Genomic DNA, 21,678 nt, shown 5'->3' on the forward strand with positions numbered 1-21,678 from the left:
TCCCGGGGGCAGGCCGGTTAACCATTGCGGTTGGGTCAGCATCGCAGCATCGGGTGCCGAGCTTCCGGGGGGATGAGTGACGCTGCGTGGACGCTTGACCACAGCTTTCCTCGCCGTCGTGCTCGGGCCGGTGCTGCTCGGTGCGCTCTCCGTCGCCGGTACGGCCGCCACGGCGAGTCGCCATCGGGCCGAGCACCGGCTCAACCTCGCCGCCGACGCCGTCCGTACCTCGATCGGCGCGCTCTGCCAACAGTTGCACGCCACGGCCGGCGCGCTGGCCGTACTCGGCGATCCGGCCAGCCGGACCAGCGCGGCGGCCGAGGCGGTGGCGCGAGGGCTGGCGGACGGCGTGCTGATCACCGGCCCGGCCGGTGCGGTCGACTTCGTCACCCCGACGGCACCGGCCCGGCCCTGGACGTTCTGCGCCGGGCCGGCCGGCACCGGCCCGGCGCCGCGTGCCCTGGCAGCCCGGATGGAACTCCGGGACCGTTCGGGGGCGGTGACCGGCGAGGTCTGGACCGCTCAGGCCCTCGACGCGGCGTTCGTCCGCCGGCTCGCCGCCGCCAGCGGAACCGCGGTGACCCTGCTGCGGGAGCTGCCCGGACCAGTGGCGACGTTCCCGAGTGCGCCGCCGCCAGGTCCCGTCGCGGCGCCAGGCTCCGCACGCCCGGATCCCGGAACCTCCGGTAGTCGTCCGACCGGCACCGTTTCCCCGGGTGTTGGTTCGTCCGTTGGTGGTGGTCCGGCTCGCAGCGCGGCGCCGGACGCGGGGCCGCAGGGGGCCGAGTCGCCGAGTACCGAGTCGAACGGTTCCCGGGCGGCCGTGCTCGCCGCCGCTCGGCGGATCTCCGGAGACAGGATCGTCCAGGCGAACGGGGGCCGGTACGTCCGCCGGGTCGGTCCGGCCCCCGGCCAGCCGCTGGCGCTGGTGCTGTCGGTGCCGCGCGACCCGCCGGTGGCCCGGTACGGACCCCTCGCGATCGTCGTACTGCTCGCCGGGGTGTTCGCGGTACTGGCCGCCGGCCGGCTGGCCCGGTCGACCACCCGGCCACTGGCCGAGCTGGCCCGGGCCGCCGACCGGGTCGCCGAGGGTGACCTGGCGACCCGGGTGCCGGTCCGGGCCCCGGACGAGGTCGGCCGGCTCGCCGACAGTTTCAACCGGATGACCCGGGAGGCGGAGTCCTACCTCCGGGCGCTGGTGATCAGCCGGCACCAGTTGCGTGAACAGCTTGCCGTACTCGGCGACACCCTGGCCAGCTCGCACGACCTGCACCGGATCTTCCAGTTGCTGCTCCGGGCCGCGATGGCGGCGACCGGGGCCCGGGCCGGGGTGGTACTGCTGCTCGACCCGAGGACCGGAGTCCTGGTCAGCCAGTGCGCCGAAGGTCTCGACCGGCGCGGCGTCGGACTCGGCCGTCCGGCGCCGACCCGCGCACCGGCCGCACCCGCCAGCTCCGGCGGCATCGACCCGGCCGGCGACGGGAGCACCGGCCCGGCGGGCGGTGGGCCCGCCGACCCTGGGGGCGGTGGCCCTGCCGAGCCTGCGGGTGGAGACACCGGGACGGCGGACGGTCGGGGGAGCGGTCCGGCGGGGGCGGGTCGGGATCGCCCGGCCGACGACCGGCAGCGGCGCGGCGATCGGCCGGCGCTGCGGGTACCGCTCGGCAAGGGGCTGCTCGGCACGGTCGTGGCGACGGGTGAGCCGCGCCGGGGCCGGCTGGACCGGGACGGGCCGCGCCTCTACGGCCGCGAGCCGCGCTGCCGGACATACGTGGCCGTGCCGTTCCCGTCCTCCGGTACGGCCGGTCAGGTGCCGTATCCGGGTGCGGAGCCGGGGACCGGTACGCCGCCGCCGCTGCGCCCGGCGACCGCCGGCGGCTGGCCGGGTACGGCCGCGGAGCCGGGTACCGGGCGTCCGGGGCTGACGTTCGGGGTGGGGCGGACGCCGGTCGGCGTACTTGCCCTCTACGACCGGCTCGGGGCGGACGAGTTCGACGACGTCGACCTGGTCACGCTGAGCACCTTCGCCGACCACGCGGCGGTGGCGCTGGAGAACGTCCGGATGCACGAGGAGGCGCAGCGGTTGTCGCTGACCGACCCGCTGACCGGACTCTGGAACTACCGCTATCTCAAGGAGTCGATCCGGCGGGAGATCGAACGGGCCAGCCGGTTCGGCCGGATGCTCAGCGTGCTCGCCCTCGACCTCGACCGGTTCAAGGAGGTCAACGACACGTACGGGCACGCGGCCGGGGACGCGGTGCTGGCCGAGTTCGCCCAGCGGATCCGGGGCGCGATGCGGGAGGTGGATCTCGCCTTCCGGCAGGGCGGCGAGGAGTTCGTGGTGCTGCTGCCGGAGACGGATGCCCGGGGCGCGGCAACGGTGGCGGAGCGGCTGGGCGCGGCCGTCCGGGAGACCCCGATGGCGATCCGGCCCCGGCCCGGCGCGGTCACCCCGGTCGGGGCACTGGTATCGGTCACCGTGTCGATCGGCGTCGCCGTCTATCCCGACCATGCCGCCACCGGACCGCAGTTGCTGGTCGCGGCCGACGAGGCGCTCTACGCGGCGAAGGCGGCGGGCCGGGACACGTACCAGATGGCCACCGCCGGCGGCCGGCTGACGGTCGAGGAGATCCCGGTCCGGGCCGGTGCGGCGACGCCGGACGACGGGCTTCCGTGGGCGGGTGGCCGGCCGACGATCGGCGCGGGCGGCGGCTGGCCGAGCCGGGCGGGGCGGCCGGGCGGTGACGAACCGGCCCGGGCGGGGCGGCCGGGCGCGGACGGACCGGTCACCGCGGACGGCGGCCCGGACGGCGCGTTATCCGGGCCACAACCGCCGCGCCAGGGCCGTGGCCGATAGTCTCGCGACATGCCGGAGAACGCAGCTACCCCAGCCAACTCCTCGACGCCGACGGCCGGACGACGGGCGGTGAAGGCGGTCATCCCGGCCGCCGGCCTGGCGACCCGGTTCCTTCCCGCCACCAAGGTGGTGCCGAAGGAACTGCTGCCGGTGGTGGACCGTCCGGTGTTGCAGTACATCGTCGAGGAGGCCGCCCAGGCAGGTATCGACGACGTCCTGCTGATCACCGGCCGGGGCAAGACCGCGATGGTCGACCACTTCGACCGCCGGCCCGATCTGGAGGCGCGGCTGGCGGAGAAGGGCGACCCGGAACTGCTGGCCGCGGTGCGCCGACCGGGAGAGCTGGCGCAGATCTACACCTGCCGGCAGCCGGAGCAGCTCGGCCTGGGCCACGCCGTCGGGTACGCCGAGACGCACGTCGGTGACCAGCCGTTCGCGGTCATGCTCGGCGACGAGTTCGTGAACCTCTCCGAGCCGCTGCTGCCGGCCATGCTGGACCTCCAGGCCCGGACCGGCGGCATCGTGCTGGCCTTCTTCGAGGTACCGCCGGAGGAGACCAAGCGGTACGGCATCGCCTCGGTGGCGCCGGCCGACCGGAGCCTGGCCGACCTCGGCGAGGTGGTGGAGGTGACCGGGCTGGTGGAGAAGCCGAAGCCGGAGGACGCGCCGAGCAACCTGGCGGTGCTCGGCCGGTACGTGCTGCCCAGCGCGATCTTCGAGGCGATCGGGCGTACCGGAAAGGGCAGCGGCGGGGAGATCCAGCTCACCGACGCGATGGGTCTGCTGCTCAAGGAGGGCATGCCGGTGCACGCGATCGTCTACCGTGGCACCCGTTACGACACCGGCATGCCGCTGGGCTACCTGCAAACCGTGGTGCAACTGGCCTGCGAGCGCGAGGATCTGGGTGCGGAGTTCCGGCAGTGGCTGGGCGAGTTCGTCGCCTCCGACGCCGGCCGCCGCACATGACGCCCCGCTGCGAGGTGACGGTGTGACAGCGACGGCCGATGCCGAGGCGGCCGCCAACGAGCTGACGCCGCTCGCCGACTACCTGGGCAGCGTGCTGCGCAGGTTGCGGGCGCTTCCCCCGCTCGACCTCGACCTCACCCAGGCATACGGCAACGTGCTCGCCGAGGACGTCGTCGCGCCGCACGCCTATCCGGCCTTCGACCAGGCGGCCATCGACGGGTACGCGGCCCGCTGGGAGGACATCTCGGGTGCGGGGCGTACCGGTGGCACGGCGGGCGGCTACGGCCCGAGCCGGCTCGGCGATCCCCGCCCGGTGCGGCTCAACGTCGTCGGTGACCTCGGCGCCGCGAGTTGGCGGCCGGTGCGGCTGACCCCGGGGGCCTGCTTCTCGGTGGCGGCCGGCTCGCCGCTGCCGATCGCCGCCGACGTGGTGGTGCCGGTGGAGTGGACCGACCAGGGCATGGCGGCGGTGGAGATCTTCCGGACCCCGAAGCGCGGCTACGGGCTGCGCCGGGCCGGGGAGGAACTGCCGGCTGGTACCCTGCTGGCCCGCTCCGGCTCGTACATCTCACCGGCCCTGGTCGCGGTCTTCGCGGCGACCGGCATCGGGCACGTGGTGGTCCGGCCCAGTCCCCGGGTGGTGATCGTGGCGACCGGTGACGAGCTGGTCGACGTCGGCCGGGCCAGCCAGCCGGGGCAGGTGGTCGACATCAACTCGCACGCGCTGACGGCGGCGGCGGCCGAGGTGGGCGCGTTGGCGTACCGGGTGGGCATCTGCGACGACGACCCGGAGGGGCTGCGCGGTCTGCTGGAGGACCAGACGCTCCGGGCCGACCTGATCATCACGACGGGCGGTACCGGCGCCGGCCCGGGTGACATGATCCGCCGGGTACTGTCCCGCCGGGATGGTGGCCGGGCCAGCCCGGTGACCTTCATGGAGGTCGCCCTCTATCCCGGAAGCGCCCTCGGATTCGGTACGGTCGGGGCCGAGGAGGTGCCGGTGGTGTGTCTACCCGGTGAGCCCGGCGCGGCATTGATCGGCTTCGAGGTGCTGGCGAGGCCGGCGATCCAGTTGCTGGCCGGGGCCGAGCCGGTGTTCCGGCCCAGTGTCCGGGCGCATCTGCTGGAGACGGTCTCCTCGCCGTCCGGGCTGCGGGAGTTTCGGCCGGCGCACGTGGCCGAGCGGCGCGGCGGCGGCTACACGGTGCAGCCGCTGCGCGGCGGGCCGTACACGCTCTCCGGGCTGGCCGAGGCGAACGGCCTGATGGTGCTCGGCGAGCGGGTGACCAGCGCGGCGGCCGGCTCCACGGTGGACGTGCTGCTGCTGGACCGGCGCCGGTGACCGGGCTGCCGGACTCTCGGACGGTTGGACCGGCGCCGGTGAGGTGCCGCGGCGCGGCCGGGCCGGTGACCGGGCCGCGATGCCGCTGGGCGGCGTCGGTGACGGTTGCCGGGGCGGTGCGGGAAACGGCGTGCGGAAGGGTGTCGGGACGTCGATGAGGAGGCGTGGGTTGCCGACGGGACACCGGGCGTGAACTTTGCCACGACCCCGGGCTGGCCGGTCGAACTCCGGGACGGGGCGGTGCTGCTGCGCCCGTACCGGCGGTCGGACGCGGTGGCCTGGTCCGAGGTGCGCCGTGCCAACCAGGCCTGGCTGGCGCCTTGGGAGTCGTCCCCGCCGGGGCGGTGGGACGAGATGAACTCTCCGGCCGCGTTCCGCTGGGTCTATCGTGACCAGCGCAGACAGGCGCGTCGCGGCGAGAGCATGCCGTTCGCGGTCTGCCTGGTCGAGGGTGGTCGGGAGCGGTTGGTCGGGCATCTCAACCTGGGCAACATCGTGCGCCGGGCATTCTGCTCGGCGTACGCCGGCTACTGGGTGGACAGCCGGGTGGCCGGGCGCGGCGTGATGCCGACCGCGATGGCGCTCGCCGTCGACCACGCGTTCGGGCCCGGCGGACTGCACCGGATCGAGGTCAACATCCGGCCGGAGAACGGCCCGTCCCGGCGGGTGGTGGAGAAGCTCGGCTTCCGCGAGGAGGCGTACCACCCGCGATACATGCACATCGACGGCGCCTGGCGTGACCACATCGGCTACGCGATGACCAGCGAGGAGGTCATCCGGGAGGGCGGCCTGCTGGCCCGCTGGCACCGGCTGCGCGCTGCCGCCTCCTGACCCCGCCGCGCCGTCCCCTGTTGATCTTCTTAGTCGCTGGTCGGCCGGCGCGCCGCACGATATTCCTGGTGTGTCCCCGTAACCTGAAGTAATCGGGACGTGCGGCAACGTCGGACGGACCCGCGCCGGCTCCGGGAGCTGGTCCGCGCCTGCCGTGGACGTACCCGGCGGTGCGGGAGGTGCTCGTCCGGTCGGTTGCCCCGAGGTGGGTGACGGGAGGGATGAGGGTGCCGGCCTCGGTGCTCCTCGCCGTCCTCGCCGCAGCCGGTCTGCTCGCCCTCGCGCCGGCACTGGTCCGCCGGTACGACGCCACGGAGCGGCTGGCCGCGGAGCGGGCGCAGTCGACGGCGCGGGTGCTCCAGCGCCGCCGACGGCGCCGGAGTGTCCCGGGACGGCAGCCGGTGAACCCGCCCCGCACCCGAATCGTCACCCTACGTGCTGGCGTCCCGCCCCCTGACGCTGCCGGCGCCGAACCGGTCTCGCCAGCCGCCGGTCCCGGTGCGCCGGTCTCCGGTCCGCCCGGGAACGGTCGGCGGAGCCGTCGACTGCGTTCGGTGCCCCGGACCCCGGGACCGGCCCGGCGGCGGCCACCGCCCGCCCGGCACACCCCGGCCGTCTACCGGCGGCGCCGGGTCTTCGCCGCCCTGCTGCTGCTCAACTTCGTCGAGCTGGTCGGGGTGGTGCTGGTCAGCCCCGGCTTCTGGATCGGCTTCGCGGCCACCGGCACGCTGCTGTGCGCGTACCTCGTACACCTGCGGAGCCGGGCCATCGCCGATCGCCGCCGGCGGCGGATGCAGGCCCGGGAGGCAGCCTGGCTGGCCGCCCGGCAGGCGGAGGTTCGGCGCGCCCAGGCACGCCGGGCGCAGGCCCGTCGGGAGGCGCAGCGTCGCCTGGCGGCCCAGCGGGAAGCGGTACGCCGGGCGGCGCTGGGGATGAACCGGACGGTCGACCTGCCGCCGGCGGCCAGTGGGGGCGGCCGGGCGGCGGGTTCGGTCTCCTACCGGCGGGCCGGTGGCCTGCGTGGGCGCCCCTACGAGGCCGGCGGACGGTGACCGGCGTGGGGCGACGCGTCGGCGGGGCTGGTTCGCGCTCGGACCGGCCGACCTGTTAGCCTTGGCGCCGGCCCGCCGGTTCGGTGGGTTGGTCAAGGGGCTGTGGCGCAGACCGGTAGCGCACCTCGTTCGCATCGAGGGGGTCAGGGGTTCAAATCCCCTCAGCTCCACACAATTTAGGCCCTGACCAGCAAGAATGCCGGTCAGGGCCCTAAGTTTGTCTATGCGATTTGAATCACCCCCCGAAACCCCCCACAAACGCCCGGGCGCGGCCACGTTCGTCGGCGGGTGGGTCTGTCCGCGCGGCGGGGGTCAGGCGTTTGTCGGTGCGGGGCTACGCTGGCGTCCCGGATCTCGACGATGCGGCGGTAGAGCCCGAACCCTGCTCGTCCGGGCATGGACCTTCATCGCGGCCTGCTCGGTGGGAGAGTGCCCGCGCCGGCGGGTGGCCTGCCGGAATCTGGCGTTCAGGCTCCCGATGATGTGGTGGGGTAGAGGCCCTTCGGACCTCGTGGTCGTAGTCGAGGAAGGGCACGAACTGCGGCCAGGAGGTCCGCCAGAGCCGGATGACGGCCCGGATACTGGTCGCCGAACTCGGCGGCGAAGGCTTCGAAGCGGGCCTCGGCGCCGGCCACCGTGGGGGCAGCACCACCTGCGGCCAGACCTGCTCGGATCCAGGTAGAGATCGACGATGTCGGCGGCCTTGTCCGAACCGGGGATCCCCGGACCGCTTGAACGTGCCGGACCGGTGCGGTTTGAGCCCGTGCTCGCGCTACAGCTTCGCCATCCAGACACTAGGGCGGAACGACAACCGCTTGCGGCTCGGCCGTGATCGCGGAGTATCAAGCGGTCTGATTTCAGCGCGGCCCGACGAACTCGGTCCGCACGCTCCACGCGAACTGAATCAGCAGGGTCACCGGGGACTTCTCGGCAATGTCATGCATCACCTTCAAGTCGTCGGGATCAGGTTCTTCGCTCAGCGTGATCGTTCGCTGCAGGTAACGCTCTGCGCCTTCCTGATCGGGTTCGTGGTAGTCGATCTCGACGGTGATGTCACCGGCGGTGTCGTACTTGTAGTCGACATACTGCCGCAGCGTCTGAGCAGTGCACGACGCGAGCGCCATCAACAGGTACTCCGTCGGCGTCGGGCCTTCGCCGAGTGTGCCGTTGTGCGGTTCATCGGCGACGAACGTGAAGCCGCGGGTGGCCATGTCCGTGCGCCGGCGCTCAGTGGCCGGAAGGACAACTCGGGCGGATGCGACGACACGATCCTGGTCGGTTTCCATCAGTCGTGCCTTCCTGTAGATCCTGTTAGTGGCGGTCCGGGTATGCGGTCCAGCAGCAGCCGAGCCGCAGCCTCAGCGGGGGCTGTGGCCGGGCGATCACCCCATGACCGAGTGCCTCCGCAGGCTAGCCTTCGCGGACTATATAGTCCAGTTGATCGCTTGCCGCCAGAGCCGCTCGGCCCTAGTGAACCATCACCTGTGGGCTGCTTTACCTGCGACGAGAGCGGCTAGGGCTCAAGACGCCCCCACTGTACTCGCTCAACGCCAAGCCAGAGATGGACTCATCAGTCCGTTTGGGCTAAAATGTTGCCGTCGTTCACGCATCGGGGCGGCGATCATCGTCGCCCCCGCGACCCGGGCGGACTCAGATCCGGGCAACATGAGGAACATCGATGCTCAGATGGCGTCTTGGTCTGGATCGAGTCGAGGCGCGATCTGCAGACCGTTTTCGATGCACACCGTAAGATCCGCAGCTTCCTGGCCGCTGACGGTTTATCTGGGCGGGGAGCCGGCGGGTGCCCAGCCTACGGACCGACAGATGGAGGCGAAGAGGAAGGATCGGATGGTGGGACGAGTTCGAGCGATTCAGGATCAGAGGAGACCTTATGGACGAGTACGTTCCAGGACTGCTGCCAGCGGATGAGAGTCTCGATGACGAGGAGCTGGGCGACGACGTTGATGGCCCGGGTTACTCGCCGCTCGATCGCCCAATCGGAAGCCTGGCTTGGGGGGTGACTGCCTACGAAGCTAGTACACACGAGCCCGTAAGCCGGAGACTTGCCCGTGAGGTTCCCGACATCACGGCTGAAGAGGTCGGTGATGGGATTGGTGACGCATCCGATACTAGCGGCGAGCCGATCGACGACCAGGTCGGATACTTGAGGGCGGGTCGGCTTGTCTGGGCTACCCAAGATGCTGACGACCCGTCGTCGGATCTTCGGGCCGAGGACGTTGGCATCGACGGCGGGGGCGCTTCCGCGGAGGAGGCGGCGATTCATATAATCCCCGACGACCTGTTCGGGGTGTAGGCGTTGGGGTGCATGGGCTTGCTGATACTCAGTTGACCCCATCCGGTTCCGGCCGGCTTGTGAGCTACCGGCCCGACAGGAGGATCTGGCCATGGACAGGGGACAGGACCAGGAGCTCGAGACGCTGCTGAGGGCGATCCCAGAGGGTTGGACGCGTGCGGAGGTAGCTGGACGAGCTTGGGGCGTTACGCGTGCTACTCACGCAGGAGGCAAAGTGGTCGCCATTAACGCGGAGCGACTCGGCGCCACCGAGCAACTTGGTGCAAACGTCTGGATCACGTCTGAGGGGCCGATCCTCAGGCCGTGTGAGGTGCCGGCGGAAAAGGTCATGCAGTTTCTTCGTGCCGCGGCGATAGGGTATTCCAGGTAAGCGGAGACGACAGGGCTTCCCGAGTGGCCTTCATGAAGCCGCATCCCGCTTGCTGTGTAGCGTCTGAAGATGCGCTAGCGTCATGTCGATCGCGGAAGCCATTGGTGTGACGTCGCGGGACGCCTGCGCCAACAGGTAACCACCCTGTACGGCTGCCAGGAGGCCCGTGGCTAGTTGTGAGACGTCGGCTTCTTGTGGGATGAGGCCCGCCTTCTGAAACCGTCGCAGGAGATCTTCGAAGAGTTCTTGCCACGCCGAAAACAGGTCGAGGAGTCTCTTTCGTGCGATTGAGTCCTGATCGGCAACCTCGTTTGCTAGCGAACCCAATGGGCACCCGTACCTGCCCTCTTGTAGGGCGTTGTTCTCGACCAGGGCGTCCCTCCAACGCCGCAGTCCTGCGAACGTCATCACCTTGCTCAACCGTTCGCGTTCAATGGCGATCGTGCGGTCCCCCACAAGCTCGATGACCGCCCTCACCAGCGCTTGCTTGTCTTCGAAGTGCCGGTATAGCTGCGACTTGCTGACGTTGCTGGCTACGATGACGTCGTCGAGGGTCGTGCCACCGACACCTCGTACGCGCATCAGGTCGGCTGCCGTCCCGACGATCCGAGACCTCGTCTTCGCGCCACGCGCCGTCAACCGCGAGGTCGTGTCCTGGCTCGAGCGCTCCTCCACGTGGCCATTCTACTGACCTCCCTCCCACGGACAGGGATCGTCATGCGGAGGAGGAGAGTGCCCTGAGCCAGGAGTCGAGCAATCTGCCAGGAGGAAGCACCGAGCCGATCGTGATTCGACGTATGGCTCGAATCTCGTCCAGTCACCGGTACCGGCCGTCGTAGCGGACTCCGCTCCGGGCATCCGTGAAGCTGACGCCCACCCGCACTCCGTCCTCGACGATCCACCGGACCGTGTACGTCGCCCGGTATGTCGGCGGCCAGAAGGAAGCGAAGGTCCCATCACCCGTGACAGACCACTCGCCCGCTGACGGTGTGCCCCTGTCGACGTAAGTCGTTCGGCCCTCCGCCGTGAACGATTGAGTCGCACCGTCTTGGAACACTAACTGTGCGGCGGTCAGGGCGGCGATCATGTCCGCCGCATCGACCGGCTGGCCATCGACAACGTCTCCACCGCAGGGAACAGGGTCCATCGAACTCTCCTGACATCGGGCAAGACACTGGCCGCCGCCATCTCGCAGCGGCCACGACGTGCCGAACGACCAACCCGGAACAATCTACCACACCATATGGACGCTATCGTCCACTTCGGTTCCGCTGCAGAGCCATCGGCCAGAGGGGGCGCATCGCCATGACCATTGGACGCGCTGGTGCTACTCTAAACCACTGATGGCCAGCAAGGCTTGCCGACCGATGCCACGCCAGCATACTCTGGACGTGACAGTCCAGTTCATTTACCTCGGATTGCGGGCGACCACGCCCTCACCGGGCAGGATCTCATCACCGGGGCGCTCGCTGACGATGACGTCATGGGCGGGTGCCACATCGACATTCATCGGCCGGGTGGAAGCACGGGGTGGCAGCCCGGCCACATGGGGGGCGCATGGCAGTGATCACCCGCGGCTTCGGCGGCCGCAGACGCGACGACACCGACCTCCCGCCCGGCCAGTACCGCACAGACGACTTCCCGGTGCTGTCGGCGGGACCGACACCGCGCATCGGCCTCGACGAGTGGGAACTCGCCGTCGTCACCGAGACCGGCGAGCGGAGCACGTGGTCATGGGCGGAGTTCACCGCCCTGCCTGCCGACGAGCCGACCGTGGACATCCATTGCGTCACGCACTGGTCGAAGTTCGGCACGAGCTGGCGAGGCGTCTCGGTGGACACCTTGCTGGCCGACGTCGAGACTACGGCCGAATACGTCATCGCCCACTCCTACGGCGGCTACACCACGAACGTCCCGCTCGAGGACCTTCTCGACGGCCGGGCCTGGGTGGCGTACGAGTTCGACGGCGAGCCGCTGGTGCCGGTGCACGGCGGCCCAGCTCGTCTCCTCATTCCTCACCTGTACTTCTGGAAGAGCGCGAAATGGCTGCGCGCACTGGAACTGCGTCTCGACGACGAGCCCGGGTTCTGGGAGACGGCCGGCTACCACAACTACGGCGACCCATGGCGCGAGCAGCGGTACCGGGCAGACTGACCTGGCAGCCGGCAACGGTCGCCGCCACCCGGGCGGAGACTGTGACGGCGCGGACCCTGGTCCTCGACGTCGACGGCTGGACAGGTCACGTGCCGGGCCAGCACGTCGACGTCCGGTTGATTGCTCCCGACGGCTACACGGCATACCGCAGCTACTCGATCTCGTCCGCCCCGGGGCCCGGAAGGCTCGAGGTGACCGTCCAGGCGGTAACCGACGGTGAGGTCTCGCCGTACCTCGTCGACGTGGCGGAGCCGGGTGACCAACTCGAGATCCGTGGACCGCTCGGCGGCTGGTTCGTACGCCGACCCGCCGATCCGCGCCCGGCGTTGCTGATCGGCGGCGGGTCCGGCGTGGCGCCCCTGATGTCGATGGTGCGTGCGGCGACGAACCCCACCAGGCTGCTCTACTCGACCCGATCCCCGACCGATGCGCTGTTCACTGCGGATCTTGCAATTGCACGAGCCGCAGGCGATGGGCGCGTCGCCGTCACACACGTCTATACCAGGGTCGCGCCCTCCGGCTGGCCGGCCCCACCCCGACGACTGGACGCGGACGCCCTCGCCCGCGTCGCCTGGCCCCGCGACGCCGACGCTGTGGCGTTCGTCTGCGGGCCCACCGGATTCGTCGAGACCGTTGCCGACCTCCTCGTGGACATCGGCCACGATCCCGCGAACATCCGTACCGAACGATTCGGACCCACCGGAGGATGACAATGTCGACCACCAACGTCGGAGCCGACGACGCACCCTGGGTGGACGGTAACGCCCTCGCCGGACCGCTCGGCGAGATCATGGGGATCGACCTCACCGTTGCCGAACTCACCTGCGCCGGCTGCCGGTCGACCCGTCCGCTGGCCGCGATGCGCGTGTTCAACCGAGCGCCCGGCCTGGTCGCCCGATGTCCCGGCTGCGAGGACGTCGTCATGCGCGTGGTGCGTACGGCCGGCCGTGTCCTGATCGATCTGCGGGGGTCGATCGTCCTCAGCCTCCCGGTGCCGACTGCCTGAACGCTCAGAATCCAGTCAATCGTGGCGTACCCGGACGATGCCAACGTCGCCGACGTCGGTTACGCAATACTCCGAGGCGGGATACTCCTGCCACTTCATCCGACCTGACTGGGTACTGCCAGGTCGCTGACCAGACGCGAGATTCAGGAGACAACGTGGCGAGCAACGCCGAGGACATGATCACGTTAACCAGTGCCGAGCAGGATTTGGGTGGCTCGAACCTGTCGGGAGCCACCGCGCCCGACGCGGAAGACCTCGTCATCACCGACAACAGTGAGCTCGGCATCTACGAGGCCGCGATAGGGGGTCGGACAGCCGCTGGGCTCGTCTACAGCAAGGTCGGGAGCCGCGTCATACTGTCGGCGACATCCGTGTTCCCCGAGTTCCGCGGGCAGGGAATAGCCGCCAGGCTCATCGGCGGCGTCCTCGACAAGCTGCGCATGCAAGGAAAGACCGCCACCGTCAGGTGCCCGTTCGCGGCAGCATTCGTCAATGCTCATCCGGAATATGCCGACGTTCTAGACCCGGCTTTCCCTGGGTCGCACACAGCCGAGCATGGGCATTGAACCTTTTTCAACCTCCCCTTGCGGTCCGGTGGACCGCAAGGTCGGATGCGGTGCGTGCGCGGTGCGCGGTTCAGGCTGAGAAAGGTTCATTGAACACGCGTCGTCGCGTCTGAACGCGCGCCGACCCGCTGAGAAGGTTCAGGCGTCCCCCACGGCGGGGTTCATCGCGCGAAGGCTGGGTGGGCGTCGGCGACGAGTACCGCAATGCGCTCGGCAAGCTCGTCGACGTCACGCTGGAGCAGCGCCAACTGGTCAGGGCGCGCAAGGACTACGCGACGGCCGACGCTCTGCGGGACGGGCTGACCGCGGCCGGGGTCGTCGTCGAGGACACACCGGACGGGCTGCGCTGGTCGCCTGGACGGCGGACTTGGTCGATGGGCCGAGTCGCCGGGGCGGCGGGGCGCCGGGGCGGCGCGTGCTCCTCGAGGTGGCCCACCTGCGGACTGCTGCCAGAGTACGTGTCCGCGTGGCTGGGGTCGCGAGCGCGACCACGTGCGGGTCGCGCCGAGCCACGGTCTCGCCGAATCTGCGGGTGGTTTCCCCGTGGGCGCGGGCTGCGGACGCGTACGGGCACGTCCGCAGCCCCGCCGGCGTGATCCCGGCGTTACGGTTCGAGGGTCACAGTTGCGGCTGGCCATGACGTCGGCGATGGCGCCGGTGATCCAGCCCGACTTGCCCGACAGCAGGAGCGCGACACCGCGTTCGTGATGTCCTCCGGGCTGCCGGGAGCTGGTTACGCCGGGTGCCCACCCAGGAGGTAGCGGACTAGTCCGATGACGTCTTCCGGTATGAGTCGCCCGACCTTGCCACGCCGTTGAAGCTGCTCGACAAGGAGGGCAGTACCGCTCGCCTGTCCCTGAGTCCTCACGCACGAACGCGGATGATCGGCTTCCCGGTGATCCGCTCGGTCGGATTGAGAGCGGCGACGGCGTCGTCGAGGGTCGCGACGTTGCCGATGTTCGTCCGCAGTCGTCCGTCCCGCACCCGCCGGACGATCTCACCCAGTTGGGCGCGATCGGGCAGGACGACGAAATCGACCGCCAGGCCGTCCGCGGGCCGCGCCTCGGGCGGCCCGACGGCGGACACCAGCGTTCCTCCGGCTCGAATCAGGCCTGCGGACCGCTTCCCGATGTCGCCGCCGATGACATCGAACACCAGATCGACTCCGCCGACGTCTTCGAGGGCGTCGTTCTCGAGGTCGACGAACTCCTGCGCGTCGAAGTCGAGCGCCTTCTGACGGTCGGCGGCGCGTCCGGTGCCGATAACGTAGGCGCCGAACTCACGTGCGAGCTGCGTGACCATCGAACCGACCGCGCCGGCCGCGCCGTGCACGAGGACGCTCTGCCCCGCCTGAAGGCGGCCGTGCTCGAACAGTCCCTGCCACGCGGTCAGGCCCGAGATCGGCAGGCTCGCGGCCACCGTGAAGTCGACGTCTCCGGGCAGCGGCGCGAGGTTACGCGCCTCGACAACCACATACTCCGCCAGGGTGCCGTCACGAGTCCAGTCAGTGAGGCCGAACACCCGCTGTCCCAGAGACAGTCCCGTCGTGCCATAGCCGAGAGCGGTGACCACTCCGGCCAGCTCGTGCCCAGGGATCGACGGCGTCCGGTCACGGCCGAGCCGATCGGTCCAGGTCGAGGGCCACGTCAGCTCGGTCGGGACGAATCCCGACGCATGAACCTGCACGACGACGTCGTTCAGCGCCGGTTCCGGCTCGGGCCGCTCCGTCAGCGTCATCCCGGCCGTTCCCGCGGCCTCGTCCGTTACTACAATCGCCTTCATCCGGTACCTCCTTGTATCCAGTCCTCGTTTGCACGGTCACGAGGAGCACATTTCGTTTCACCAGCATTAGCGGTGCCAGGCTCGGCGTCTTACCACGTTGATCGGTAGCGGTTGTGGCGCGAGGGTGTCGAGGAACGAGCGCGACAGCGAAGTCGTCGGTAAGACGGCGCCGGGGTCGAGGCCCCGCCGGCACGATGCCGGCGTTACGTTTCGAGGGTCAGTCGCGGCCGGCCATGATGCCGACGTCGACGTCGACGATGGCGCCGGTCATCCAGCTCGACTTGTCCGACAGCAGGAACGACACCGCGTTCGCGATGTCCTCCGGGCTGCCAACACGCCCCACCGGGTGGAAGCTGCCGACGGTCTCATCGAGCTTGTCCGCTGGGACGAAGCGCTGATGCAGGGGTGCCTTCACGACCGCGTTGACCCGAATGCTGTGTGGCGCCAGCTCGACCGCGAGCGCCTTGGTTAACGAGTGCAGGCCGCCCTTCTGGACGGAGTAGCCGGAGTGCGGCGTCGCCGCGATGCCCTTGGCACGCCCACATCGAGCCGATGGTGACGATGGCGCCGCCCCGGCCCCGGCGGCCATGCCCGCGACGACGGTCTGCGTTATGAAGAACAGTGCGCGGTTCAGTTCGTTGTACTGACTCGTAGAAGGCTTCATCGTACTCGCCGAACGCCTCCGGGATGGAGAAACCCGTGGCGTTGACGAGCAGGGTCGCGCCGGTGTGCTCGGCGGCGAGCTGCTCTCGGACCTCGGGCGCCTGGTCACGGTCGGTCAGCTCGGCCGTGATGCCCCACGCCTTTCCGTTCTGCGACAACGCTTCGACCGCGGCCCCGACCTTGTCCTGGTCTCGGCCCGTGATCACGGCGGTGCCGCCCCGGCGACCACTTGGTGAGCCGTGGCGAGGCCCACGCCGCTGCTGCCGCCGACGACCACGACCTTCGGCCCTCGAAACTCTCACTCATGACAGTTGTTCCTTCTCCACCGAATCGCGATTTGTGCTGGCAGCACCCGGTTTCCCGGGAGCGGCGCGACGTCCGTAGAACTCGGCGCCGGTGGGCACGTCGGACAGTTCTCCAGCGGGAGGCACCCAGTCGGACGCCCCGAACCTAGTCGCAGTAGAACTGGTCGGTCAAGTCCACTCCTGGAGTCAAGCGGTGCTATAGTCGAGGCGATCTACCCAGGTCATCTACGCAACGGCGGCGCCCAGCCGCTGCTTCCGGACATCTCTTCAGGACTTTGTGGTCCACAAAAAGTAGGGGCTGCGGGAATACAACCGGCCCGTACGGTGTCTGTACATTTGCGCGCCCAGGTGCGTTTCACCTCGTTCCTCAGCTTCACGCCGAAAGGCCGGGAAGGAAGCGCTGTGCCCCAGCAGACCCAGTACCACAAGAACCCGGAGGCCGTTTCGCGGCTCGACCCGGAGCAGTACCGCGTGACCCAGCAGGACGGCACCGAACGCCCGTTCGCCAACGCCTACTGGGACAACCACGAGCCCGGCATCTACGTCGACGTCGTGTCCGGCGAGCCGCTGTTCGCATCGGTCGACAAGTACGACAGCAACTCCGGCTGGCCGAGCTTCACGAAGCCGATCGCCAAGACGAACGTCATTGAGCGCGAAGACTCCAGCCACGGGATGATCCGGACTGAGGCCCGCTCACTGCACGGGGACAGCCACCTCGGCCACGTCTTCAACGACGGTCCCCCCGACAAGGGTGGACTGCGCTACTGCATCAACTCCGCGTCGTTGCGGTTCGTCCACCTCGATGACCTGGAGAACGCTGGGTACGGCGAATACCGCACCCTGTTCACGGGTAACACCAACACTGGCGCCGACGACAAGTAAGGAGACGACGTGACCACCGAAAAGGCGATCCTCGCCGGCGGCTGTTTCTGGGGCATGGAGGAGCTGTTCCGCCACCAGCCCGGCGTCGTGTCTACGCGCGTCGGCTACAGCGGCGGCGACGTCCCGAACGCCACCTACCGCAACCACGGCACGCACGCGGAGTCCATCGAGGTCGCCTACGACACCGAGAAGACCGACTTCCGCGCGCTGCTCGAGTTCTTCTTTCAGATCCACGACCCCTCGACGAAGAACCGCCAGGGCAACGACATCGGCACCAGCTACCGCTCGGCGATCTTCTACACCAGCGACGAGCAGAAGCGGGTCGCCGAGGACACCATCGCCGACGTCGACGCCTCGGGTCTGTGGCCCGGCAAGGTCGTCACCGAGGTCACGCCGGCAGGCGACTTCTGGGAGGCCGAGCCCGAGCACCAGAACTACCTGCAGACCTACCCCAACGGTTACACCTGCCACTTCCCCCGCCCCGGGTGGAAGCTCCCGAAGCGGGCGACGGCCTGATACCCCGGCGCGCGGACCCCGGGTCCGCGCGCCGGCCCGGGGCCGAGGTGGTCGGCCTGGACGAGGACTCGGCCGGATGGGTGCGGGCTCTCTCCGGCACCGGTGCCGAGCGCGACGTGGCACCCGATCGGCTGCACGAGATGCCGGCGCGCGCGGCATTGCAGGAGGTGCGCCGGCCCGCGACGCGCTCCCCGCTGACCGGGCCCGCGCCGACCGACGTCCTGGGCGTTTCCACGGCGGTGGCAGTAAGGGTGGCCCGGGCGGAGCCGATGGGACCGACTCGCCCTTGACACGGCGGGTCCGGTGGCCGGTGCGGTCGACCTCGCCAACGGCAACCTTGCGCACCCGCCTGGCGTCAGCCGTGACGGCTGCCGAGCGGCAGTGGCCGCCTCGACCGTCGCCCGTCCGTGTAACGCGACTCGCTCGATCCGGTCCGCGGCGACACGTCTGCGGTCACCGCCGCTTCCGCATGTCAGAATGCCCCCAAATCTGGAGCAGAGCTGGCAGAACGGGCGGGCCGATGACGACGAGCAGGGCAGCCGAGCTGGTGCGGAAAGCCGGGGATCCACAGCGGGCCACGTTCCTGGAACTCTTCTTCGACCTGGTGTTCGTCCTCGCGCTCCTTCAACTCTCGCGCGGCCTGGCCGAGGATCTCGGGTGGAGCGGTGCCTTCCGGACGCTGGTGCTGTTGGGGGCCATGTGGTGGGTCTGGTCCAGCACCGCGTGGCTAACCGACCGGACGGACCAGCAACGACCGGTAATCCAGGCGCTGGTCATCGCGACCATGGTCGGCAGCCTGGTGATGGCGGCCGCGGTACCCGAGGCATTCGGCGACACGGGCCTGGTCTTCGCGGGCGCCTACGTCGCCATCCAGCTCGGCCGCGGGCTCGTCCTGGTGGCCGTTCTGCGTGGCCGCGAACTGCGGCGCACCGGCGTGCGCGGGCTGTTCTGGTACGGCCTGTCGGCGCTGCCGTGGATCGCGGGGGCGTTCGTGCACGGCACGACGCGTGGCGCGTTGTGGGCACTCGCGGTGCTCCTTGACCACACGGCAGGCAGAATCGGCTTCCCCACCCCGGGGGCGGGCCGTACGCCCAGCGAAGACCTTGTGATCTCGGGCGAGCACCTGGCCGAGCGCTACCGGCAGTTCTTCATCATCGCGCTAGGGGAGCTGATCCTGGTCACCGGACTGGCGCTGAGCAGCAGCGGCTTCGCGCCGGACGGGACCGCCGCGTTCGCGGTGTCGATCGCGACCACCGTGCTGTTGTGGCGGATCTACATCTACCGCGCTGGTCAAGTCCTGGCGGAAGCGATTGCCGTGTCTGCCGACCCGGTCCGCCTCGCCAGATCGGCGTCATACGCCCACCTGGCCATGGTGGCCGGCGTGGTCGCCGCCGCCGTCGGCGACGAACTTGTCATCGCCCATCCACTCGGGCACACCCCACCGGCCTGGATCGCCGTCATCCTCGGCGGCCCCGCGCTGTACCTGGCCGGGCGCGCCCGCTTCGAGCACGCGGTATTCGGCCGCGTGTCCCGGTCCCGACCGATCGGCGTTCTTGCGCTGGCCGCCCTGGCACCGGCGATGCTCCCCCTGCCGCCAGTCGTGGTCGCCGCCGCTGCCGCCCTCGTCCTGACCGGGATCGCCATATCCGACACAGCCCGCGCCCGCAGACGCCCGCCCGAGCCGCCGTCACCACCCGGCTAGTGTCGCGTGATCCTGATCGGTTTACTTGGTGTTGTTCGCGCCATCTCCCGACTCGACCAGTGGACGGACCAGTCTCCGCAGGCGGCGTCATCCGGGTCAATGCGAGGACCCGCGACCGGACCCGGACCGGCACCTGCTCGCGCGGCGCTCCCGGACGCTGGTTGAACAGCGCAGCGCAACTTGGCGAGCAGCGTGTCATCGTCCGCGACCACGTTCGTCGGCGGGGTGGGGCTGTCCGCGCTGCGGGGCGTCAGGCGAGGACGACCTCGGCGTTCTTGGCCGCTGACGGTGGGACTGTGAAACGAATGTGAGACAGGGCCGTTCGTTTGGCAGACCCAGGCTCGGTTCGGCGTCGAGGCGTTGGCTTGTCAGGGATGCTCGGCGGTCTTGGCCGGGACCGGTTGCGGCATTGGGGTGCTGTCACCGGCTCGATCCAGCCACTCGGCCAGCAGGGCGCGCTCGGCGTCGGTGAGCATGGGCAGCCTCGGTGCGAGGGCCCGGAACGCGACAGCGGCCGCGGCCGCGCTGTCGGCGGGAAGCGTCGGCACGTCAGTGAGGATCGATCGCATCACCGCCTCGTACATCGTGTCCGCAAGGTGGAGGTCCCGGTGCTGCGGCGGGGTGGAGAGCAGGGTGAGCACGGCGCCGGTGCCGGCGGCGTGGATGAGTTCGACGGCGCGCCGTTCGGGGACCCGAAGCCGGCCGATCTCCGCAACGCGGTGCACCCGGGCGCGCAGCACCTCCAGGCCGGCGGCCGCCGCCGGTGAACGAGCCTCGCGGCTGGGGTCGGTGAGGAGGCCGAACAGCGCGGCGTTGGCAAGACCGAAGCCGATGTGCGTGTCCCAGCCCGCGCGAAGATCTGCAACTGGGTCGCCGCTGTCGTGGACGAGGGTCTTTTCGGCTACGTAGGTGGCGAAGACATGTTCGGCGACGGCGTCGAGCAGCGCTTCTTTGTCCTCGAAGAACCGGTAGATGGTCGGCGCCTGCATGCCGGCCGCCTGCGCGACCGCGCGGGTGGTGACCGCGCTCGCCCCCTGCTCGCGCAGGAGCCGTGCCGCGCACTCCACGATGTTCGCTCGCGTCTCGTGCCTACTGGCGCTGTCCAGCCTCACCTCTGCCACGCTTCCAACGATAACGCACTCCTGCTATCGCTGTTGCTAACACTGGTATGGTAAATGTCGTTCCAGCGTTAGCAAGGGAGGGGTCTGACATGATCGTCATCACCGGCGGCACCGGCCAACTCGGCTCCCAGATCGTTGATCGGCTCCTGGTCCGGGTCTCCGTCGACCAGGTCGGCGTCGGCGTCCGCGACGCCGCCCGGGCTGGCGACCTGGCCGCCCGCGGAGTGCGCGTACGGCGCGGCGACTTCACCGAGCCCGACTCCCTCGCCGATGCGTTCGAGGGCGCAACGCAGGTGCTCATCGTCTCGACCAACCAGACAGGCGAGGCGGCGGTCGCCCAGCACGTCGCGGCGATCGACGCCGCTCGCGACTCCGGAGCCGAGCGCATTCTCTACACCAGCCACCAGGGCGCCGCCGAAGATTCGCTCTTCGCGCCGATGCCCGACCACGCCGTCACCGAGCGCTACCTGTCCAAGACGGACACGCCGTCCACGGCACTGCGGAACGGGTTCTACGCCAGCACCCTCCGGCACCTGCTCGGCCGGGCCCTCGAGACCGGCGAACTCGTCGCACCGGCCGATGGGCCCGTGTCCTGGACCGCCCACGCCGACCTCGCCGAAGCGGCAGCGACCATCCTCGCCGACGAAGGCCGGTTCGATGGCCCGACCCCGACCCCGACGCTGACCGCGCCGGACGCGCTCGACCTCGCGGACGTCGCCGGCATCCTCACCGAACTCACCGGACGCACCATCCGTCGCGTCGTCGCCGACGACGACGAGTGGACAGCCGCGATGATCGGACATGGTGTGCCCGCGGATCGGGCGAGGATGCTACTCGGCATGTTCCGCGCCGCACGCCGCAGGGAATTCGCTACCACCGGTCCCGAACTCGAGAACCTCCTCCAGCGCAGAGCCACGCCTGTCCGTTCGATCCTGGAAGGATTCACCAGGACCACTACTTAGAGCGGATCACGTCACGGCACCGCCCACCTGAGAGGACGTCTTATTCGGGTAGTTCGCGTGTTCGATGAAGGCTCTGCGTGCCAAGCGGCCGGTGCGGGGAGGTACCGGACACGTCCGTCATCGGACGGGCGGAAGTCCTCGCCGTGACCAAACTCGTCACCCGGCTGGGTCTGGTCGACGCATTACGTGACCTCGATCAAGCAACGTGATCGTGGCGACCGGTCGATTCAGCCAGGACCTCGAAACGTCGGCGATCCTCGGCCCGGGCGGAGCGGACCCACGGGCGG

At 69.9% G+C, this 21,678-nt stretch carries 20 protein-coding genes, 1 tRNA gene and 1 pseudogene; 15 read left to right on the forward strand and 7 right to left on the reverse strand.

What is annotated here, in order from left to right; genetic code table 11:
* Nucleotides 1-94: 94 nt before the first annotated feature.
* The 6 genes from R6Y94_RS33895 (at nt 95) to R6Y94_RS33920 (ending at nt 7,218) form a co-directional block, all read left to right on the forward strand.
* A complete protein-coding gene (locus tag R6Y94_RS33895) occupies nt 95-2,857 on the forward strand; it encodes a diguanylate cyclase (RefSeq protein WP_412102942.1) in 2,763 nt (920 codons plus the stop codon).
* Between the two features lie 9 nt (nt 2,858-2,866).
* Nucleotides 2,867-3,823, forward strand: coding sequence for a UTP--glucose-1-phosphate uridylyltransferase (locus tag R6Y94_RS33900; RefSeq protein ID WP_318400298.1), 957 nt, complete (start codon nt 2,867-2,869; stop codon nt 3,821-3,823).
* A 22-nt stretch (nt 3,824-3,845) separates the two neighbouring features.
* Nucleotides 3,846-5,165 carry a gephyrin-like molybdotransferase Glp gene (gene glp / locus R6Y94_RS33905; RefSeq protein WP_318400299.1) on the forward strand — a complete coding sequence of 440 codons (1,320 nt, stop codon included), beginning with the start codon at nt 3,846-3,848 and terminating at the stop codon, nt 5,163-5,165.
* Nucleotides 5,166-5,354: 189 nt separating this feature from the next.
* Nucleotides 5,355-5,996 (forward strand): GNAT family protein, encoded by a 642-nt coding sequence (locus R6Y94_RS33910; RefSeq protein WP_318400301.1) that lies wholly within the window; start codon nt 5,355-5,357, stop codon nt 5,994-5,996.
* A 221-nt stretch (nt 5,997-6,217) separates the two neighbouring features.
* Nucleotides 6,218-7,048, forward strand: a complete 831-nt coding sequence (locus R6Y94_RS33915; RefSeq protein WP_318400303.1) for a hypothetical protein — start codon at nt 6,218-6,220, stop codon at nt 7,046-7,048.
* Nucleotides 7,049-7,144: 96 nt separating this feature from the next.
* Nucleotides 7,145-7,218: transfer RNA gene (locus R6Y94_RS33920), tRNA-Ala, on the forward strand.
* 687 nt (nt 7,219-7,905) lie between these two features.
* Here the strand turns inward: R6Y94_RS33920 and R6Y94_RS33930 are convergent.
* The gene (locus tag R6Y94_RS33930) at nt 7,906-8,334 is read right to left on the reverse strand and encodes an OsmC family protein (RefSeq protein WP_318400305.1); all 429 of its coding nucleotides are present in this window, start codon (nt 8,332-8,334) and stop codon (nt 7,906-7,908) included.
* A 605-nt stretch (nt 8,335-8,939) separates the two neighbouring features.
* Between R6Y94_RS33930 and R6Y94_RS33935 the strand changes: the two genes are divergently transcribed.
* Nucleotides 8,940-9,362, forward strand: coding sequence for a DUF5709 domain-containing protein (locus R6Y94_RS33935; RefSeq protein WP_318400307.1), 423 nt, complete (start codon nt 8,940-8,942; stop codon nt 9,360-9,362).
* Nucleotides 9,363-9,762: 400 nt separating this feature from the next.
* Here R6Y94_RS33935 and R6Y94_RS33940 read toward each other — a convergent pair whose 3' ends face one another.
* A complete protein-coding gene (locus R6Y94_RS33940) occupies nt 9,763-10,407 on the reverse strand; it encodes a TetR/AcrR family transcriptional regulator (protein ID WP_318400309.1) in 645 nt (214 codons plus the stop codon).
* Nucleotides 10,408-10,549: 142 nt separating this feature from the next.
* Nucleotides 10,550-10,879, reverse strand: coding sequence for a hypothetical protein (locus tag R6Y94_RS33945; protein ID WP_318400311.1), 330 nt, complete (start codon nt 10,877-10,879; stop codon nt 10,550-10,552).
* A 410-nt stretch (nt 10,880-11,289) separates the two neighbouring features.
* Between R6Y94_RS33945 and R6Y94_RS33950 the strand changes: the two genes are divergently transcribed.
* From R6Y94_RS33950 to R6Y94_RS33965, 4 genes are all read left to right on the forward strand, one after another.
* Nucleotides 11,290-11,886 carry a sulfite oxidase-like oxidoreductase gene (locus tag R6Y94_RS33950; protein ID WP_318400313.1) on the forward strand — a complete coding sequence of 199 codons (597 nt, stop codon included), beginning with the start codon at nt 11,290-11,292 and terminating at the stop codon, nt 11,884-11,886.
* A complete protein-coding gene (locus tag R6Y94_RS33955; protein WP_412102943.1) occupies nt 11,856-12,596 on the forward strand; it encodes a ferredoxin reductase in 741 nt (246 codons plus the stop codon). The genes R6Y94_RS33950 and R6Y94_RS33955 overlap by 31 nt, the downstream gene beginning before the upstream one ends.
* Before the next feature lie 2 nt (nt 12,597-12,598).
* Entirely contained in the window at nt 12,599-12,892 is a 294-nt protein-coding gene (locus R6Y94_RS33960) for a DUF6510 family protein (RefSeq protein WP_318400316.1), read from the forward strand.
* Between the two features lie 155 nt (nt 12,893-13,047).
* Nucleotides 13,048-13,458, forward strand: coding sequence for a GNAT family N-acetyltransferase (locus tag R6Y94_RS33965; protein WP_318400318.1), 411 nt, complete (start codon nt 13,048-13,050; stop codon nt 13,456-13,458).
* Between the two features lie 864 nt (nt 13,459-14,322).
* On the opposite strand, the gene R6Y94_RS33970 is transcribed toward R6Y94_RS33965, so the two are convergent.
* The 3 genes and pseudogenes from R6Y94_RS33970 to R6Y94_RS45410 form a co-directional block, all read right to left on the reverse strand.
* The gene (locus R6Y94_RS33970; protein ID WP_318400320.1) at nt 14,323-15,240 is read right to left on the reverse strand and encodes an NADP-dependent oxidoreductase; all 918 of its coding nucleotides are present in this window, start codon (nt 15,238-15,240) and stop codon (nt 14,323-14,325) included.
* Nucleotides 15,241-15,457: 217 nt separating this feature from the next.
* A complete protein-coding gene (locus R6Y94_RS33975) occupies nt 15,458-15,904 on the reverse strand; it encodes an SDR family NAD(P)-dependent oxidoreductase (protein WP_318400323.1) in 447 nt (148 codons plus the stop codon).
* Nucleotides 15,828-16,205: pseudogene (locus R6Y94_RS45410) on the reverse strand (SDR family NAD(P)-dependent oxidoreductase); the annotation flags it as partial. The gene R6Y94_RS33975 and the pseudogene R6Y94_RS45410, both read right to left, overlap by 77 nt.
* Before the next feature lie 405 nt (nt 16,206-16,610).
* On the opposite strand from R6Y94_RS45410, the gene msrB reads away from it, so the two are divergent.
* From msrB to R6Y94_RS33990, 3 genes are all read left to right on the forward strand, one after another.
* The gene (gene msrB, locus R6Y94_RS33980; RefSeq protein WP_412102948.1) at nt 16,611-17,090 is read left to right on the forward strand and encodes a peptide-methionine (R)-S-oxide reductase MsrB; all 480 of its coding nucleotides are present in this window, start codon (nt 16,611-16,613) and stop codon (nt 17,088-17,090) included.
* A gap of 9 nt (nt 17,091-17,099) precedes the next feature.
* A complete protein-coding gene (gene msrA, locus R6Y94_RS33985; RefSeq protein WP_318400327.1) occupies nt 17,100-17,606 on the forward strand; it encodes a peptide-methionine (S)-S-oxide reductase MsrA in 507 nt (168 codons plus the stop codon).
* A gap of 520 nt (nt 17,607-18,126) precedes the next feature.
* Nucleotides 18,127-19,308 carry a low temperature requirement protein A gene (locus tag R6Y94_RS33990; protein ID WP_318400329.1) on the forward strand — a complete coding sequence of 394 codons (1,182 nt, stop codon included), beginning with the start codon at nt 18,127-18,129 and terminating at the stop codon, nt 19,306-19,308.
* 368 nt (nt 19,309-19,676) lie between these two features.
* On the opposite strand, the gene R6Y94_RS33995 is transcribed toward R6Y94_RS33990, so the two are convergent.
* Nucleotides 19,677-20,429, reverse strand: a complete 753-nt coding sequence (locus R6Y94_RS33995) for a helix-turn-helix domain-containing protein (RefSeq protein WP_318400331.1) — start codon at nt 20,427-20,429, stop codon at nt 19,677-19,679.
* Between the two features lie 89 nt (nt 20,430-20,518).
* Between R6Y94_RS33995 and R6Y94_RS34000 the strand changes: the two genes are divergently transcribed.
* Nucleotides 20,519-21,391: an NAD(P)H-binding protein gene (locus R6Y94_RS34000; protein WP_318400333.1), complete on the forward strand. Its 873-nt coding sequence runs from the start codon at nt 20,519-20,521 to the stop codon at nt 21,389-21,391.
* The last annotated feature ends 287 nt before the right edge of the window (nt 21,392-21,678 follow it).

This window comes from Plantactinospora sp. KLBMP9567 (assembly GCF_033446045.1).
Taxonomy (GTDB): Bacteria; Actinomycetota; Actinomycetes; order Mycobacteriales; family Micromonosporaceae; genus Plantactinospora.